16 protein-coding genes and 1 tRNA gene are annotated in these 17,354 nt (G+C 66.9%); 7 read left to right on the top strand and 10 right to left on the bottom strand.

The features are described from left to right. The first annotated feature begins 54 nt into the window (after positions 1-54). Positions 55-1,134 carry a histidine phosphatase family protein gene (locus tag NM962_11530; protein UVO10685.1) on the top strand — a complete coding sequence of 360 codons (1,080 nt, stop codon included), beginning with the start codon at positions 55-57 and terminating at the stop codon, positions 1,132-1,134. Between the two features lie 48 nt (positions 1,135-1,182). Here NM962_11530 and NM962_11525 read toward each other — a convergent pair whose 3' ends face one another. Continuing rightward, positions 1,183-2,052 carry a LysR family transcriptional regulator gene (locus NM962_11525; GenBank protein ID UVO10684.1) on the bottom strand — a complete coding sequence of 290 codons (870 nt, stop codon included), beginning with the start codon at positions 2,050-2,052 and terminating at the stop codon, positions 1,183-1,185. Positions 2,053-2,159: 107 nt separating this feature from the next. On the opposite strand from NM962_11525, the gene NM962_11520 reads away from it, so the two are divergent. Further along, positions 2,160-2,909 (top strand): SDR family oxidoreductase, encoded by a 750-nt coding sequence (locus NM962_11520; GenBank protein UVO10683.1) that lies wholly within the window; start codon positions 2,160-2,162, stop codon positions 2,907-2,909. A 90-nt stretch (positions 2,910-2,999) separates the two neighbouring features. Here NM962_11520 and NM962_11515 read toward each other — a convergent pair whose 3' ends face one another. From NM962_11515 to aceE, 7 genes are all read right to left on the bottom strand, one after another. Further along, positions 3,000-4,421, bottom strand: coding sequence for an acyl-CoA carboxylase subunit beta (locus NM962_11515; GenBank protein ID UVO10682.1), 1,422 nt, complete (start codon positions 4,419-4,421; stop codon positions 3,000-3,002). A gap of 61 nt (positions 4,422-4,482) precedes the next feature. Then, a complete protein-coding gene (gene kasB / locus NM962_11510; GenBank protein UVO10681.1) occupies positions 4,483-5,751 on the bottom strand; it encodes a 3-oxoacyl-ACP synthase KasB in 1,269 nt (422 codons plus the stop codon). 35 nt (positions 5,752-5,786) lie between these two features. Continuing rightward, the gene (gene kasA, locus NM962_11505) at positions 5,787-7,040 is read right to left on the bottom strand and encodes a 3-oxoacyl-ACP synthase KasA (GenBank protein UVO10680.1); all 1,254 of its coding nucleotides are present in this window, start codon (positions 7,038-7,040) and stop codon (positions 5,787-5,789) included. Positions 7,041-7,042: 2 nt separating this feature from the next. After that, complete coding sequence (gene acpM, locus NM962_11500; protein UVO10679.1) at positions 7,043-7,342, bottom strand: meromycolate extension acyl carrier protein AcpM; 300 nt, start codon at positions 7,340-7,342, stop codon at positions 7,043-7,045. Between the two features lie 82 nt (positions 7,343-7,424). After that, a complete protein-coding gene (locus NM962_11495) occupies positions 7,425-8,369 on the bottom strand; it encodes an ACP S-malonyltransferase (GenBank protein UVO10678.1) in 945 nt (314 codons plus the stop codon). 181 nt (positions 8,370-8,550) lie between these two features. After that, positions 8,551-9,867, bottom strand: a complete 1,317-nt coding sequence (locus NM962_11490) for a PucR family transcriptional regulator (protein ID UVO10677.1) — start codon at positions 9,865-9,867, stop codon at positions 8,551-8,553. A 165-nt stretch (positions 9,868-10,032) separates the two neighbouring features. Continuing rightward, complete coding sequence (aceE, locus tag NM962_11485) at positions 10,033-12,819, bottom strand: pyruvate dehydrogenase (acetyl-transferring), homodimeric type (protein ID UVO10676.1); 2,787 nt, start codon at positions 12,817-12,819, stop codon at positions 10,033-10,035. Positions 12,820-13,072: 253 nt separating this feature from the next. On the opposite strand from aceE, the gene NM962_11480 reads away from it, so the two are divergent. The 4 genes from NM962_11480 to NM962_11465 all read left to right on the top strand — a co-directional run bounded on the left by NM962_11480 (position 13,073) and on the right by NM962_11465 (position 14,740). After that, complete coding sequence (locus tag NM962_11480) at positions 13,073-13,594, top strand: hypothetical protein (protein UVO10675.1); 522 nt, start codon at positions 13,073-13,075, stop codon at positions 13,592-13,594. A 75-nt stretch (positions 13,595-13,669) separates the two neighbouring features. Continuing rightward, complete coding sequence (locus tag NM962_11475) at positions 13,670-14,092, top strand: DUF3052 domain-containing protein (protein UVO10674.1); 423 nt, start codon at positions 13,670-13,672, stop codon at positions 14,090-14,092. Then, positions 14,092-14,553 carry a peroxiredoxin gene (locus NM962_11470; GenBank protein ID UVO10673.1) on the top strand — a complete coding sequence of 154 codons (462 nt, stop codon included), beginning with the start codon at positions 14,092-14,094 and terminating at the stop codon, positions 14,551-14,553. The genes NM962_11475 and NM962_11470 overlap by 1 nt, the downstream gene beginning before the upstream one ends. Before the next feature lie 112 nt (positions 14,554-14,665). After that, positions 14,666-14,740: transfer RNA gene (locus NM962_11465), tRNA-Val, on the top strand. Between the two features lie 270 nt (positions 14,741-15,010). On the opposite strand, the gene NM962_11460 is transcribed toward NM962_11465, so the two are convergent. After that, on the bottom strand, positions 15,011-15,217 hold the full coding sequence (locus tag NM962_11460; GenBank protein ID UVO10672.1) for a zinc transporter Slc39a7: 207 nt from the start codon (positions 15,215-15,217) through the stop codon (positions 15,011-15,013). A gap of 7 nt (positions 15,218-15,224) precedes the next feature. Beyond that, the gene (locus tag NM962_11455) at positions 15,225-15,641 is read right to left on the bottom strand and encodes a metalloregulator ArsR/SmtB family transcription factor (protein ID UVO10671.1); all 417 of its coding nucleotides are present in this window, start codon (positions 15,639-15,641) and stop codon (positions 15,225-15,227) included. Between the two features lie 119 nt (positions 15,642-15,760). Between NM962_11455 and fadD8 the strand changes: the two genes are divergently transcribed. Next, entirely contained in the window at positions 15,761-17,353 is a 1,593-nt protein-coding gene (fadD8, locus tag NM962_11450) for a fatty-acid--CoA ligase FadD8 (protein UVO10670.1), read from the top strand. The last annotated feature ends 1 nt before the right edge of the window (position 17,354 follow it).

The following is a 17,354-nucleotide window of genomic DNA, read 5'->3' as shown; positions in this document are numbered from 1 at the left end:
CGAGGCAACCAGCCCCTTGCCTCGGGTTGATTGCAGAGGGAACATCGGCTCACTATGAAAAATATCTCCACGGCCAACGCCTATGCGACGATCAGCGTCGCCCTACTCGGTGCCAGCCTTTTCACAGCCAGTCCGATGGACGCCGCCCACTCTGGCGTTCACCGCGCCGACATCGCGCTGACCGCCGGTGACGGGTCGATCACGCTGGACCTGGTCCGCCACGCAAACAACATCACCGGTGCCTCGGCTCCCGACACCAACCAGGTCGGAAGCGGCTCGGCCGAAGGCGGCGGGCAGGGGTCCGAAGGCGTTTCCGGGGGACCTCCGGGAGCGCCGCTGGGCGTCCTTGGCCAGCAGCAGGCAGCGGACGTCTCGCAACAGATTGAGGCGCAGTACGGCAACGACATCGCCGGGGTCTACGGCGGTACCGAATACCGGATGTGGCAGACCGTGCAGCCCCTGGCCGACTCGCTGAACATGGAAGTCCACCAACTGGAGGGCCTCAACGAGATCGACGGTGGCGTGTATGCCGGCCATGCACTGTCCAGCACCGAGGGCATCGAGTTCATGATGACGTTGGCGGCCTGGGCGTTCGGGCTGGAGTTCGTGCCGCTGCCGGGATCCCCGGACATCAACGGCGTTGAATTCAACGACCTGTTCAGCGGAGCCACTCAGGTGATCTACGACGACACCATTGCCGCCGACGGCCCGAACACGGCGGTCGCCGCGTCCGGCGAGGCGGCGATCACCGCCTGGGCTCTGATGAACGCCCAGAATCCCGATTTCTCGGTGTTCATCCCGATGTTCGTCGACGAGCTGAAGGGAACGGGCACCTTGCTGCCCAACGTGGGCCAGGTCGTGCTCGAAGGCGGGCCTGGGGACTGGACGCTGGTGAGCTTCAACGGGACACCGGTTCCGCCGGCCGATCTGCTTACCGCATTGTTTGTCGACGTGCGTGACGTGATCGTCGCGCCGCAGGCGGCGACCTGGCATATTTGGGAGGCGCTCGCCGGCGGCGATCCCACCGCGATCCTGGATGCCGTGCAAACGGGCCTGAGCGACGTCGGCACGGCCTTGTTGCAGTTCCCTGGATCCGTCTTCACCGACGTCTTCGATGCATTGAGCGCCGGGTAGGGAGCGCGGCTCGACACGACCTCCGGGCGGGCGTGAACTCAGCCGGTCTCAGCGCACAATCGCGTCGCGCACCGCTGAACTGGTGTGCGGCTGCCACAGCGCTTGCAGGGGCACCAGCAGCGGCTCGTCGAGATCGACGACGGTGACGGTGCCGCCGAGGGCCGGTCCGGCCGGTGCGGTGACGAACGCGACGGCGCTCTCGGTCAGGGCCGCCACCTCAGGCGGGCAGCCCTGCACTCGGCTGACCCGGTATTGCGGCTCGAATCCGGCACGCCGGCAGGCGTTGACCAGAAAGTCGCTGTAGTAAGAAGCCCCAGGGGGCGCCCATAGCGCGATCAGTTCGTCGGCGAGATCGGCGATGCGGATGCGGGAGCGCGCGGCCAGCGGGTGATCGGCAGGCACGGCGATCCGCAGCGGGTCGTACCCGATCACCGCGCCAGCCAGCAGGTCCTGGGGCACCACGGCGCGGCGCAGCCCCAACTGCACCGTGCCTTCGCGCACCCCGGCGGTCAGCCGGTCGGGGAACAGCTGTACGACCGTGAACGACGTGTCGGGCGAGGCGGCGATCGCCGGTTCGATCAGGGCGTAGACGTCGTGATTGCTGATCGCAGGGGAGTGCCCGACCACGAACTCATCCGGTTGGGCGCTGGCCGCGGCCCGCGTGTGCGCTGTGAGGGTTCGAGCCGCCGCCAACAGTGCGCGGCCCTCGTCCATCAGGGTCTGCCCGGCAGCGGTCAAGGTGACGCGACGCCCGGCGCGCATCAGCAGCGTCACGCCGATTTCCTTCTCCAGCTGTTGAACCGAATGCGACAACGCCTGCTGGGACAGATGCAGCTGCGTGGCGGCGCTGGTGAAGCCGGCGGACTCGGCGACGGCGATGAAGTGGGTCAGGCGGCGAAGGTCCGGGACCGGGAACATCGGCTCATGCTAACTACAAATACTATTTGTTGAACCCGCGCATAACACTGTTTCTCATTTGTATGGAGTCCGGTTAGTTTCGTGTTCAGACACAGAAGGGGACTTCCATGAGTGATTTGACCGGAAAATCGGCAGTGGTGGCCGCGGGGGCCAAGAACCTGGGCGGGCTGATCAGCACCACTTTGGGCTCGCACGGCGTCAACGTCGCGGTGCACTACAACAGCGACAGCTCTGAGCCCGACGCCGACAAGACCGTGGCGGCGGTGCAGGACGCCGGTGCCAAGGCCATCAAGGTGCAGGGCGACCTGACCGTTCCGGCCAATGTCACCGCCCTCTTCGACGCCGCGGTGGACGCCTTCGGCGGCCTGGATTTCGCGGTCAACACCGTCGGCAAGGTGCTGCGAAAGCCCATGTTGGAGACCACCGAAGCCGAGTACGACTCGATGTTCGACATCAACGCCAAGTCCGCGTACTTCTTTTTGCAGGAGGCCGGTAAGCGCCTTAACGACAACGGTTCGGTGGTGACGATCGTGACCGCGCTGCTGGGGGCGTTCACCGACGGCTACTCCACCTATGCGGGCTCCAAGAGTCCGGTCGAGCACTTCACCCGTGCTGCGGCCAAGGAGTTCGGGACCCGGGGTATCAGCGTCAACAGTGTCGCGCCCGGGCCGATGGACACGCCGTTCTTCTACCCGCAGGAGACCCCCGAGCGCGTCGAGTTCCACAAGTCGCAGGCGATGGGCAATCGGTTGACCCAGATCGAGGACATCGCGCCGCTAGTCCTGTTTTTGCTCGACGGCGGCCACTGGATCACCGGTCAGACCGTCTTTGCCAACGGCGGCTACACCACCCGGTGAGCCGGCCGCGAGCGTGCGCAATCCCGGGAATTGCCCCGGTGTGTCGACCGGGGACACGCATGCTCGCGGAAAGAGGGAAGTGGGTGGGGGTTACAGCGGGATGTTCTTGTGGCGGCCGCGACGGGCCGGCGCCTCAGCCAATGCCTGGGTGATCTTGCCGCGGGTGTGCGAGGGATCGATCTTCTCGTCGACCACGCCGATGTCGATGGCGCTGTCCACCCCGCCGGCGATCCGCTCGTGCTCGGCAGCCAGTTCCTCGTGCAGCGCCTCGCGCTCGTGATCGGGTGCGGCGGCCAGCTTCTTCTTGTGCAGGATGCCGACCGCGGCCTTGGCGCCCATCACCGCGACCTCGGCGTCCGGCCAGGCGAACACCCTGGTGGCGCCCAACGACCGCGAGTTCATCGCGATGTAGGCCCCACCGTAAGTCTTGCGGGTCACCAGCGTGACGCGGGGGACGGTGGCCTCACCGAACGCGTGCAGCAGCTTGGCGCCGCGGCGCACCACGCCACCCCATTCCTGGCCTACACCCGGCAGGTAGCCCGGCACGTCGACGATCACGATCAGCGGAATCCCGAAGGCGTCGCACAGCCGCACGAAACGTGCCGCCTTCTCGGCGCTCTCGGAGTTCAGGCAGCCGCCCAGCCGCAGCGGGTTGTTGGCCAGCACGCCGACGGTGCGACCCGACAACCGGCCCAGCCCGACCACCATCGACGGCGCCCATTTGGCCTGGAACTCATCGAACGGAGCGTCGGCATCGAGCAGGCCGTTCACCAGCGGGTGCACGTCGTAGGCGCGCCGCGCCGACTCCGGCAGCAGCGCGTGCAGGTCGATCTCGCCCGCCTCGGCCTTGTTGCGGTCGAAATGGCCCTGCTGGCAGAACAACCCGACCAGACGGCGGCCCCGCTCGTAGGCGTCGAGCTCGTCGTCGGCGACGATGTGGCACACGCCGGACTTCTTGTGGTGGGTGTCGGGGCCGCCCAGCGCGGCCATGTCGACGTCCTCGCCGGTGACGCTGCGCACCACGTCGGGGCCGGTGACGAACACCCGGCCCTCCGGTGCCATCACGATGACGTCGGTCAGGGCCGGCCCGTAGGCGGCGCCGCCGGCGGCGAAACCGACCACCACCGAGATCTGCGGGACAAATCCGGAAGCTCGGATCATGGCTTCGAAGACCCGTCCGACCGCGTGCAGGGCTCGCACGCCCTCAGCCAGCCGGGCACCGCCCGAGTGCCACAGGCCCACGATCGGGCTCTGCTCGGCGATCGCGGTGTCGTAGGCGTTGACGATGTGGTCGCAGCCCTCGATGCCCATCGCACCGCCCATCACGGTGCCGTCGGTGCAGAACGCGATGGTGCGCACTCCGTTGACGGTGCCGCCCGCGGCCAGCACGCCGGAACGGTCACGCTCGTGCAGCAATTCCACGGTGCCGTCGTCGAAGAAGGTCGACAGACGCAGCAGGGGATCGCGCGGGTCGAGCGATTCGCCCACCGTCTCGGGAGCCATAGTCGTCATCGCGCCTCTCCTTGGGTCTGATTCTTGATCGCGGGTCTCGCTTCTGGTCCGTTTATGGCCTTCAGTACCGACCGAAGACGATTGCGACGTTGTGCCCGCCGAACCCGAATGAGTTGTTGATCGCGTACTCGTAGTTGCCCGGGCGCGGTTCGCCTGCGACCACATCCAGGTCGATCTCGGGGTCGAGGTTCTCCATGTTGCGCGTCGGTGGGATGACCTGTTCACGCAGGGCCATCACCGTCAGGATGGATTCGACCGCGCCGACCGCACCGACCGAGTGGCCGAGTGCCGCCTTGGGCGCGTACACCGCGGCGTTGCCGCCGTGCGGACCCAAAGCCAGGTTGATGGCGTGGCCTTCTGCCACGTCACCCACCGTGGTTCCGGTGGCGTGCGCATTGACGTGGCTGATGTCGCCGGGTGTCAGGTCGGCCATCTGGATCGCCCGTGTCATCGCCCGACCCGCGCTTTGACCGTCGGGGTCCGGCGCGACGATGTGGTAGCCGTCCGAGGTGATCGAGGCACCCATGATCCGGGCGAGGATGTTGGCGCCGCGCGCCTTGGCGTGCTCCTCTGTCTCGATCACCATCAGTGCGGCGCCCTCGCCGAACACGAACCCGTTGCGGTCACGGTCGAAGGGGCGGCAGGCGCCCTCCGGGTCGTCATTGCTGGTGGACAGCACGATACGCATCTGGGCGAACCCCGCGATCGGCACTGCTTCGATCCGGGTTTCCACACCACCGCAGATCGCTATGTCGGCTTCGCCGAGAACAATCTGCTGCCAGGCGTGGGCGATGCCCTCGGAGCCTGATGCACAGGCCGAGATCGGGGTGATCACCCCGGCTTTGGCCTGACGGTCCAGTCCGACCGCAGCGGCCGCTCCGTTGGGCATGTACTTCTGCACGACCAATGGCGAGACCGCCCTCAGGCCGCGTTCGCGCATGCCGTCGTAGGCCCAGACGAGCTCCTCACTGGAGCCCATCCCGGTGCCGACCGACACCATGAGGCGCCGGGTGTCGACTTCGGGTGAGCCGGCGTGCTCCCAGGCACGCCGGCTCAGCACCAAAGCCAACTTCTGCAAGTAGGAAAGCCGACGCAGCTCCGTCCGGTTCAGCCCCTCGTCGAACATCTCCGGGGTCTCGACGAGGTGCCCGCCGATACGAACCGGCAGGTCATACTCCTCGACGAATGAATCGGTCAGCCTGCGAATGCCGCTTTGGCCGTCCAGCAGCTTCTTCCAGGTGTTCTCCCCATCCGCTGCCAAAGCCGTCGTCATGGCGTAGCCGGTGACGACGACGTTGGGGAGACCCTTTCCCGTTGCCAGCGTTGACATGGCTGTTGCGAACTTCCCTCTCTCGCGATCCGGTGTCAGTACCGCCCAAAGGCGAGCGCGACGTTGTGCCCACCGAACCCGAATGAATTGTTAATCGCGTACTTGTAGTCACCGTAACGGGGCTCGCCCGCCACGACGTCCAAATCGATCTCGGGATCGGGTGTCTCGTAGTTCAGCGTCGGCGGGATGACCCCGTCACGCAACGAGAGCACCGTCAGCACCGACTCCAGCGCCCCGACCGCCCCAATGGAGTGGCCCAGCGCCGACTTGGGTGCGTACACCGCGGCGTGCTGGCAACCGGCTTCCCGGATCGCGTTCGCCTCGGCCGTGTCACCGATCGGAGTAGCCGTTCCGTGCGCGTTGATGTGGTCGACGTCCTTGGCGGACAGGCCCGCCAACTCCAACGACCGGGTCATCGCACGGCCGGCCCGCTTGCCGTCGGGACCGGGAGCCACCATGTGGAAGGCGTCGGAGGTGATACCGGCGCCCATCAACCGGGCCAGCGGCTTAGCGCCGCGCGCCTTGGCGTGCTCTTCGGTCTCGATGATCATCAGCGCGCCGGCCTCACCGAATACGAAGCCGTCCCGGTCCTTGTCGAACGGCCGCGACGCACCCTCGGGGTCGTCGTTGCGGGTCGACATGGCCCGCATCATCGAGAAGGTAGCGATCGGAAGGGCCTCGATGCCGCCTTCGACACCGCCGCAGACCGCGAAGTCCGCGTCGCCCATGACGATCTGACGCCACGCGTGCGCAATCGCCTCCGAACCCGACGAACAAGCCGACACCGGGGTGATGACCCCGGCGCGAGCGCCGAGCTGCAGACCGACCACTGCGGCCGCACCGTTGGGCATGATCATCTGAACGGCCAGCGGCGACACCTTGCGGGGGCCACCCTCGTTCATCAGGTCATAGGTTTCGACAATCTTCTCGCCGCCACCCAGTCCGGTGCCGACGACGACCGTGAAACGGTCCGGGTCGACCTCGGGCGATCCGGCGTTCTCCCACAACCGCCCGGCGAGCAGTTTGGCCATCCGCTGGACGTACGACATCCGTCGCAGGTCCAGCCGGCCCATGTGGTCGTCCACCGGGTCCTTGAGGTGTCCGCCGATCTTGACCGGCAGATCCCACTTGGAGACGAACTCGTCCTCAAGCACATGGATGCCGCTCTCGCCGGCGAGCAAGCCCTTCCACGTGCTCTCGATGTCCGCGCCGATTGAAGTGGTGGCCTCAACGGCGGTTACCACCACATTCGGGTAACCGCCGTTGGCCGTAGAAGGCTGAGAGGACACGATTAGCTCTCGGAACCGAACTTCTCGCGCAGCGCGGCGGCGGCCTCGGGGTTCTCGGCCTCGAGCTTCTGGATGTAGCCCACCACGTCACCGACGGTGCGCAGACCGGCGAGGTCCTCGTCCGGGATCTTCACGCCGTACTTGTCTTCAGTCTGAACCGCGATCTCCACCATCGACAGCGAGTCGATGTCCAGGTCGTCGACGAAGGACTTCTCGACGGTGACCTCGCTCGGCTCGATACCGGTCACCTCTTCGATGATCTCGGCGAGACCGGCGATGATTTCATCCTGGCTGGCAGCCACTGTGTTTCCCTTCGGTTGGATCCGCACGGGGTGTGCGGGGGTAATTACTGGGTATCTGGTTGTGCAGGTTTGGAAGCGGGCGTTAGAGCTCGGGAAGCCCGTCCAGATCCGCGGGAGATTTGACGGCGTGCGTCGGAGTCCCCCGAAGTTCGCGTTTGGCGATGCCGGCCAGGGTACCGGCGGGCGGAAATTCCACGATCGCCGTTACTTCGCGGGCGCGGAGTGTCTCGGTGCACAGGTCCCAGCGCACCGGCCGGGTCAGCTGCGCAACCAGGTGCTCCAATGCCTGAGCCGCCGACGTCACCGGCTGCCCGTCGCGGTTGGACAACAGGGTAGCGGTGGGCCCTGAGATTCCCGCGGCAACTCCCGCGGCCTTGACCTGCTCGACGGCGGCAGCGTAAGCCTCCAGCGCTGGTGCCATGTACTGGGTGTGGAACGCCCCGGCGGTGGCCAGTTTGCGGACCCGGGCCTTGGCGGGCGGGTCTTCGGCGAGCTTGTCCAGGGCCGGCAGCGGGCCGGCCGCCACGATCTGGCCGACAGCGTTGCGGTTGGCCGGGGTCAGGTCGAGTTGCTCGAGGCGGGCCAGCACCTCGGCCTCGTCGCCACCGAGCAGGGCGGCCATGCCGGTCGGTTCGAGTGCGCAGGCCTTAGCCATCTCGCGGCCGCGGGTGGCGGCCAGCATGACGGCGTCGTCGGGGGAGATGACGCCGGCGATCGCGTAAGCCGCGATCTCACCGACGGAATGGCCGGCCACGATGACATCGCTGCCGCTCACGGGGCCGTTGCGCCGCTTGACCAGCTCGGCGTAGGCCAGCAGGGTTGCCGCCACCACCAGCGGCTGGGTGACCGCAGTGTCGGTGATCTCCTCGGCCGTCGCGGTGGTGCCCAGCGCGATCAGGTCCAGGCCGGCGATCTCCGACCAGGCGGCCAACTGCTCGCGGGCGGCATCGGCGCCAGCCGACTCCAGCCACGGCGAGAGCATGCCGGGGGTCTGAGATCCCTGTCCGGGAGCGAGCAACGCAATCACGTCTTTAAGAGAACATTGTGAAGCGCGATTTGCAGGATGTCCTAGATTATGAACATTGTCTTATGTTTTTGTGGAGACCATACAAATCTGCCGTTCGATGCGACGTGTTCGATACCGAACTGCGACAACTGTTCGCTCGGGGTGCGCATCCGAGGGCGCGCCGAGAGCGTTTCGTAGCAGGTCACATGCCCGACTCGGCCTGCGGTTCGGCGTCGGCTGCGTCGGACACCAGCGACGCGGAGTAGGTCACATCCGTGGTGGTGAAGCTCGCCTGTTCCGCCTGGTGGGCCAGCCGCCCGACCGTGGCGGCAACCCGCAGGACATAGGCGTCGCGCGGCACGGCCGGATCGCGTCCGGTGAAGTCGGCGATCCGCCGCAGGCGGTAACGGACGGTGTTTGGATGAACGAACAACTTGCGGGCGCAGGCCTCGATCGCGCCGCCACAGTCCAGATAGGCGTCCAGGGTCTCGGTGAGCGTGGGACCGGCCTCGGCCAGCGGCCGCATCACGTCGGTGTGCAGGGCGGCGATCGCCGACGCATCGCCGATCAGCGCCCGCTCGGGAAGCAGCTCGCGAGCTAGCACCGGGCGGGGCGCCCCGGTCCAGCCCACCACGGCGTTCATCCCTGAGATCGCTTCGCTGGCACTGTGATAGGCCGCGGTCAACGTCGGCGCCGTCGGTCCTATCACCACCGGACCGTCGGAGAACGCGCCGAGCAGATCGGCGAAGAACTTCTGCGTGGGCGTCAGTGGGCCCGACACGATGGCCACCAGCCAGGTGCCGTGCACGTCGGTCAGCGCCGCTCGGCCGTGGCGTTCGGCGACATCGCGGACGTCTTGGCTGGCTTTTTGTCCGGCGAAGGCGTCCGGACCTGGCGGTGCGGTGCCCACCACGACGGTGGCCGGGGCGGTGGTGTCCCAGTTCAGGGCGGCTGCGCGGCTCAACAGCTCCGGTCCGGTGTCACCGCGGACCACGGCGTCCACCACGCTGGCCTCCATCCGGGAGTCCCAGGTGCCCCGGGCCTCCGCGGCGTCGGCGTAGGCGGAGGCGGCGGTGAACGCCAGGTCCCGGCTGTACTTGAGGATGCCCACGGTCAGCGCGGTCACCTGCTCTTCGGAGCGGGCCAGCAGCGGTACGACCTCCTCGAAGAACTCCATGGTGACCCGCACCATGTCCACCGTGTGCCGCAGCGCGATGTGGCGGGTCAAGTCCTGCGGCACCAGTGCAAACGCCTGCGCGGTGTGGCTGACATTGCCGTGCGGGTCGCGCATCCACTCGGCGAAGTTGACCACGGCGGTCTGCACCACCAGTTGGACGCTGGCTCGCTGCGAAGCCTCCAATTCGGCAAAGAACGGCAACCGCTCGCCCATCACGGCATCAGCCTGGGTGGCCAGCCGGCCCGAGTAGTTCTTAAGTCGGCGCAGGATGGCGTCCGGGACGGCGCTGAGCTGGTCCAGGGTGGAGCGCGGTAGGACCGGAGCCGCCGGGTTGTCAGCCATTCCTAAAAGCTACGCCTGCTTTCTAGCAACAACTGACAAACCCGGCGGTTGGCGAGGCTCGACGGAGGAGAGGCGAAGCTGGACCGCCGCATCCAACCCGGCGGTGATTTGGGCGCGGTAGTGCTCGCTCAGCGGGAACTATCGCGCCCAAATCCACGGGGCTGACTAGGCGACCCCGGAATCCGACGTTTGCTCGGGGGCGGCCAACACGTCGTCGATCTGGTACTGCGTCGCCGCGGTCACTGCCACGGACGGGTCGATGACCCCGTCGCGGGCCAGTGCCGCCAGCACCGCCACCACCACCGACTCGGCGTCGGTATTGAAGTAGCGCCGCGCGGCCGGACGAGTGTCGGAGAACCCGAACCCGTCGGTGCCCAGCGTGACGTAGTTACCGGGAACCCACGGCCGGATCTGCTCGGGCACCGCACGCATCCAGTCCGACACGGCGACGACCGGGCCGGTGGCTTCCGCCAGCGCCTGCGTCACGTACGGCACCGCGGCCGGGCGCTCGGGGTGCCGCAGCCGCTCGCGTTCGATGGCCACCCCGTCCCGGTTGAGCTCACCCCAGCTGGTCACCGACCACACGTCGGCGGCCACGTCCCACTCGGCGGCCAACAAGTCGGCGGCCCGCAGCGCCTCGGGCACCGCCACCCCCGAGGCCAGGATCTGCGCGGTGTGGGACTTCGGCTCGGCCTTGCGGAAGCGGTAGATGCCGCGCAGCAGGCCCTCGGGGTCAAAGCCGTCGGGTTCGGCCGGCTGCACGTAGGGCTCGTTGTAGAGCGTGACGTAGAAGTACACGTTCTCCGGGTCCGGGCCGTACATACGGTGCAGGCCGCTTTCGATGATGTGGGCGACCTCGTAGGCGAACGCGGGATCGTAGGAGACCACTGCCGGGTTGGTGCTGGCCAACAACAGCGAGTGCCCATCGGCGTGCTGCAGTCCCTCACCGGTCAGCGTGGTGCGTCCCGCGGTGGCTCCGAGGACGAACCCGCGCGCCATCTGATCGGCGGCCGCCCACAGGCCGTCGCCGGTGCGCTGGAAGCCGAACATCGAATAGAAGATGTAGATCGGCACCATCGGCTCGTCGTGGGTGGCATACGACGTCCCGACCGCGGTGAACGAGGCCGTCGATCCGGCCTCATTGATGCCCTCGTGCAGGATCTGGCCGACTTCGCTTTCCTTGTAGGCCAGCATCAGGTCGGCATCCACGGAGGTGTAGAGCTGACCGTTGCGGTTGTAGATCTTCAACGATGGGAACCACGAGTCCATCCCGAACGTGCGCGCCTCATCGGGGATGATCGGCACCAGTCGCGGACCTAACTGCTTGTCCCGCAACAACTCTTTGAACACCCGCACGGTCGCCATGGTGGTGGCCACCTCTTGGGTGCCGGACCCCTTCTTGACTGCCGCATAGGCCGACGAGCCCGGCAGTTCCAACGTCTTGGCCTGGGTGCGGCGGTGTGGCACGAAGCCGCCCAGGGCGCGTCGCCGATCCAGCAGGTAACGGATCTCGGGTGCGTTCTCGCCGGGGTGGTAGTACGGCGGCAGGTAGGGGTTCTCTTCGAGTTGGGAGTCCGGGATCGGAATCCGCATTTCGTCGCGGAAGTCCTTGAGGTCTTGCAGCCGGAACTTCTTCATCTGGTGGGTGGCGTTACGGCCGGCGAAGTAGCTGCCCAGGCTGTAGCCCTTGATGGTCTTGGCCAGGATGACGGTCGGCTGGCCCTTGTGCTCGACGGCCGCGCGGTAGGCGGCGTGGACCTTGCGGTAGTCGTGCCCGCCACGCTTGAGGTGCCAGATGTCCTGGTCGGACAGATTCTCCACGAGCGCCTTGGTGCGCGGGTCGCGTCCGAAGAAGTGTTCCCGCACGTAGCCGCCGTCGTTGGCCTTGTAGGTCTGGTAGTCGCCGTCGGGGGTGACGTTCATCAGGTTGACCAGGGCGCCGTCCCGGTCGGCGTGCAGCAGGGCGTCCCACTCGCGACCCCACACCACCTTGATCACGTTCCAGCCCGCGCCGCGGAAGAACGATTCCAGCTCCTGGATGATCTTGCCGTTGCCGCGCACCGGGCCGTCCAGGCGCTGCAGGTTGCAGTTGACCACGAAGGTCAGGTTGTCCAGGCCCTCCAGCGCCCCGACGTGCAGCAGACCCCGACTCTCCGGTTCGTCCATCTCGCCGTCGCCCAGAAAGCACCACACGTGCTGATCGGAGGTGTCGCGGATGCCGCGGTCGTGCAGGTAGTGGTTGAACCGGGCCTGGTAGATGGCGTTCATCGGGCCCAGGCCCATTGACACCGTGGGGAACTCCCAGAAGTCGGGCATCAGCCGCGGATGCGGGTAGGACGGCAGCCCACCGCCCGGGTGGCTGTGCTCCTGACGGAAGCCGTCGAGGTCGTGGGGACTCAGCCGGCCCTCCAGGAAAGCGCGCGCGTAGATGCCGGGGGAGGCGTGGCCCTGGATGAACACCTGGTCGCCGCCGCCGGGGTGGTCTTTGCCGCGGAAGAAGTGGTTGAACCCGACCTCATAGAGCGTCGACGACGACGCGTAGGTCGAGATGTGCCCGCCGACTCCCACTCCGGGCCGCTGCGCGCGGTGCACCATCACCGCGGCGTTCCAGCGGATCCAGCTGCGGTAGCGGCGCTCGGTTTCCTCGTCGCCGGGGAACCAGGGTTCCAGTTCGGTCGGGATGGTGTTGACGTAATCGGTGGAGGTAAGCGCCGGGATCGCCACCCGCTGTTCGCCGGCGCGTTCGAGCAGTCGCAACATCAGGTAGCGGGCGCGGGCCGGACCGGACCGGGCGAGCAGTTCGTCGAAGGACTCCAGCCACTCGGAGGTCTCGTCGGAGTCGATGTCGGGGAGGTAGGACGCCACTCCCTCGCGGATCACCCGGACCCGATCGGATTCGGTTGTGCTGCTGGGCTTTTTGGCCTGATCCTGATGTACGGCCTCAGTGGTCAACGCATTGCTCCTTGGTTCGGAGGACAAGATGTGCCTCCCGGCTTGTGGCCAGGACGGCACCGACCGATCGATTCGCCGGTCTCGTCTTTTCTATCGTGCCCCACCGGACACCCGACCGCCGGTCGGCGAGTGCCGCGGGGTGGGCTGATCTCGGCCTGGTGGCAGGTACGCGGTAACGTTTGAAGTTGTGCTGACCCGACGGCTGACTGCCTCGCGCGCCCAGACGCGGCGACACGCTCGGGTAGGCGCGTCGGTGGCCGGTGTGGTTGCGGCGTTGGCGATGGGTGTCGTCGGTTGTACCAGCATCATCGGTGGCAACCCGCAAGCCGACACCTCCGAAGCCCCGGCCTACCGCTCCTCGGTGTCGGCGTCGGTGTCGGCCTCGGAGGCCACCTCGAGCATTCGCGAGACCCAGCGCCAGCAGTCGATGACCACCCAGGCGGTCCGCGGTGCGTGCGGCCGGTTCGCTTCGAGCAGCAGCGACGCCGTCGACGTGGTGAACAAGTACGTGGAGGCGTTCAACAACGGCGGCGATATCTCCGGAACCGCCGGCCCGGCGGTGGAGGCACTCAACCACAGTGCCGACGAGGTCGTCGCGGCGATCAACGAGAAGTTGTCGCAGGACCTGACCGACGCATTCAATACCTATGCACAGGCGGCGCGGGGCGTCGCGACCGCGATTTCATCCAAGGCTCCGGTCTCGGTGTACAACGCCCGCAAGGATGAACTCAACCGGGCTCGGGACAAGGGGATGCAGCTGTGCAAAGCCTTCTGAGCCCGCCCAGCACGGCGAGCTGTGCAACGATGATTCACATCACACGTAACGCTGACGATCGAAGGAGGTCGCACGGTGGTCGCGGCGGATAACGCCCCGAGCTTCGCCCGCAAACTGGGCATCGAGAGCAAGCAGTTAGTCCAGGAGTTCGGCTGGGACGAGGACGCCGACGACGACATCCGTGTCGACGTCGAAGAGGCCGCCGGCAGCGAACTGCTCGACGAGGACACCGATGAGGTGGTCGACGTCGTGCTGCTGTGGTGGCGCGATGGCGACGGTGATTTGGTGGACACCCTGATGGATGCCATCACCGCCTTGGCCGACGACGGGGTGATCTGGGTGTTGACACCCAAGACCGGCCGATCCGGCCATGTGCAACCCGCCGAGATCGCCGAGGCGGCGCCGACCGCCGGCCTGATGTCGACCTCGTCGGTGAGTCTGGGGGACTGGAGCGCCAGTCGCCTGATCCAACCCAAATCCCGCGCGGGGAAGCGTTGATGCTGGAAGTCGGCGCGCCGGCCCCTGACTTCACCCTCAAGGACCAGAATCAGCAGCAGGTGACGCTGAGCAGCTTCCGGGGCGACAAGAACGTTCTGGTGGTGTTCTTCCCGCTGGCCTTCACCGGCATCTGCCAGGGCGAGCTGGATCAGTTGCGGGACCACCTGCCCAGCTACGTCAATGACGACAGTGTGGCGCTGGCGATCTCGGTCGGCCCGCCGCCCACCCACAAGATCTGGGCGACCGAGAGCGGGTTCCTGTTCCCGGTGCTGTCGGATTTCTGGCCGCACGGCGCCGTCAGCGAGGCCTACGGGGTGTTCAACTCCGACACCGGCTTTCCCAACCGCGGCACGTTCGTCATCGACAAGTCCGGCATCATCCGGTTCGCCGAGATGAAGCAGCCCGGTGAGGCGCGCGACCAGCAGCTCTGGCTCGACGCGTTGGGTGCGCTCAAGTCCTGATTCGTTGCCGCGAAATCGGGCTCACGCAGGGACCTACTTCAACTTCTGCTGCGTCAGTACGATCTCGCGGTTTTGGGAGCCTGGCACCGGCCGGGTAACCTGCCCGAGGCAGGGGCGCGTAGCTCAGTGGTAGAGCTCTGGTTTTACACACCAGCGGTCGGCGGTTCGATACCGTCCGCGCCCACCAGTTGTTTGACGCCGCGCTAGACCGTCAATGCGGTGAGCATGACAACCTCTCCGACACCGGACGAACCCACTTCACCGTCGCCGCCCGTTCCTCCTCAACGGGCGCCGAGCGGTAAGTGGGGCGTACCGCCGTCGACTAGCCCGCAGCTGACTCCCACGGGACGTTCGGCGAAGCCGCCAGGTGTGCGCGCCCTGTTGTGGGCGGCCCTTCTCGTGCTGATCGGCGTCATAGCCCTGCTGATCGTGCTTTCGGCCTAGGTGTGCCTGCCGCTCAGTGCGAATGAGCGTGGCCGGCATGCTCCAGCCCGGCCTGGTGCGCGTGCGGATGGCTGTGCACGGTCCCGTCTTCGTGAGTGTGCTCGTGCGCATGCTCGACGTGGTCGTGCTCATGAGCGTCGTGCACGTGGGTGTGCGTCAGCTCGCCGTGGGTGTGCTCGTGCGCATGCGGTGCATCGTGCCCATGGTTGTGGTGCGACATGGTGGTTTCATCTCCCTTGTTCGATGGCTCGCTGCCGCAATTCGGGCAGCGCCTCTCCGGCAGCAGCCGGCAGGTTCTTGGCGGCGCGGTGATGCGGCGGCACCCCCGGGCCCGCATGCTCAGCGTTGAAGACGGCGTCGGTCACCAGCTGGCAGACGTGCTCGTTCTCCATGCTGTAGAAGATCGTGGTGCCCTCGCGGCGGGTACGCACCAGCCGCGCCATCCGAAGTTTCGCCAGGTGTTGTGACACCGACGGCGCCGGTTTGCCGACGTGCTCGGCGAGTTCGTTGACCGACATCTCCCGGCTGGTCAGCGCCCACAACACCTGAACCCTGGTGGCGTCGGCCAACATCCGGAACACCTCGACGATCAGGCCGACCTGATCCTCCGGCAACCGATCCGCTGGACCATTATCTGCATGCATACGCAAATAATAAGCATTGGGGCTTCCGGGGTGTCAACCCTCGGCTCGTCCCAGGGACCGATGGGGCGGTCGGTAGTGTCCAGCGGGCAGGTCGTCACGCACTAGTGGAGGTAGCCCCGATGTCGACGCAGTCCATGCGCCAGCCCATTCATTCCGGGCACCTCACCGTGGGCGCCCTCAAGCGCCACCAGGACACCCCGGTGCTGTTCCTCGGCGACACCACGTTGACCGGTGGTCAGCTCGCCGAGCGCATCAGCCAGTACATCCAGGCGTTCGGGTCGCTCGGCGCCGACACGTTCGGCCTGCTGTCGCTGAACCGCCCCGAGGTGCTGATGATCATCGGTGCCGGCCAGATCCAGGGACACCGGCGCACGGCGCTTCACCCGCTGGGTTCGCTGGACGACCATGCCTACGTGCTGGCCGACGCCGAGGTGAGCTCGCTGATCATCGATCCCACACCGGCTTTCGTGGAGCGCGCCCTGGGCCTGCTCGAAAAGGTGCCGACGTTGCGCCAGGTGTTGACCATCGGTCCGGTGCCGCCGGAGCTCGAGGGGAAAGCTGTCGACCTGGCTGCGGAGGCGGCCAAGTACGACCCGCAGCCCCTGGTGGCCGCCGACCTGGCCCCAGACCACATCGGCGGCCTCACCTACACCGGCGGGACCACCGGCAAGCCGAAGGGCGTCATCGGCACCGTCGGGTCCATCACGGCGATGACGACCATTCAGCTCGCCGAGTGGGAGTGGCCGGAGCACCCGAAGTTTTTGATGTGCACCCCCTTGTCGCACGCCGGCGCAGCGTTTTTCGTGCCGACGATCGTCAAGGGCGGCCAATTGGTGGTGCTGACCAAATTCGACCCGGCAGAGGTGCTGAGGGTGATCGAGGAGCAGAAGATCACCGCCACCATGCTGGTGCCGTCGATGATCTACGCGCTGATGGATCACCCCGATTCGCACACCCGCGACCTGTCTTCGCTGGAGACGGTGTACTACGGCGCCTCGGCGATGAACCCGGTCCGGCTCCAGGAGGCTATCGACCGGTTCGGCCCGATCTTCGCCCAGTACTACGGCCAGTCCGAGGCGCCGATGGTGATCACCTACCTGGCCAAGGGCGACCACGACCAGAAGCGACTCACCTCATGCGGTCGCCCGACGCTGTTCGCCCGGGTGGCGCTGCTGGGCGAGGACGGCAACCCGGTGGCCCAGGGCGAGGTCGGCGAGATCTGCGTGTCCGGGCCGCTGCTCTCAGGCGGCTACTGGAAGCTTCCCGAGGCCACCGCTGAGACATTCCGGGACGGCTGGATGCACACCGGCGACCTGGCCCGCGAAGACGAAGACGGCTTCTACTACATCGTCGACCGCACCAAGGACATGATCGTCACCGGCGGCTTCAACGTGTTCCCGCGCGAGGTCGAGGACGTCATCGCCGAGCACCCCTCGGTGGCCCAGGTCTGCGTGATCGGAACCCCCGACGAGAAGTGGGGGGAGGCCGTGACCGCAGTGGTGGTGCTGCGTCCGGGTGTCGACAGCGACCCCGCCGCGGTGGCCACCATGACTGCCGAGATCCAGTCCGCGGTCAAAGAACGTAAGGGCTCGGTTCAGTCGCCCAAGCAGGTGATCGTCGCCGAATCGGTGCCGGTGACCGCGCTGGGCAAGCCGGACAAGAAGACGGTGCGCGCCCAGTTCTGGTCCGGCGCAGAGCGTTCCGTCGGCTGAG

It is taken from the genome of Mycobacterium sp. SVM_VP21 (genome assembly GCA_024758765.1).
Classification (GTDB): Bacteria; Actinomycetota; Actinomycetes; order Mycobacteriales; family Mycobacteriaceae; genus Mycobacterium; species Mycobacterium heraklionense_C.
This window is presented reverse-complemented; position numbering and strand designations above follow the sequence as displayed.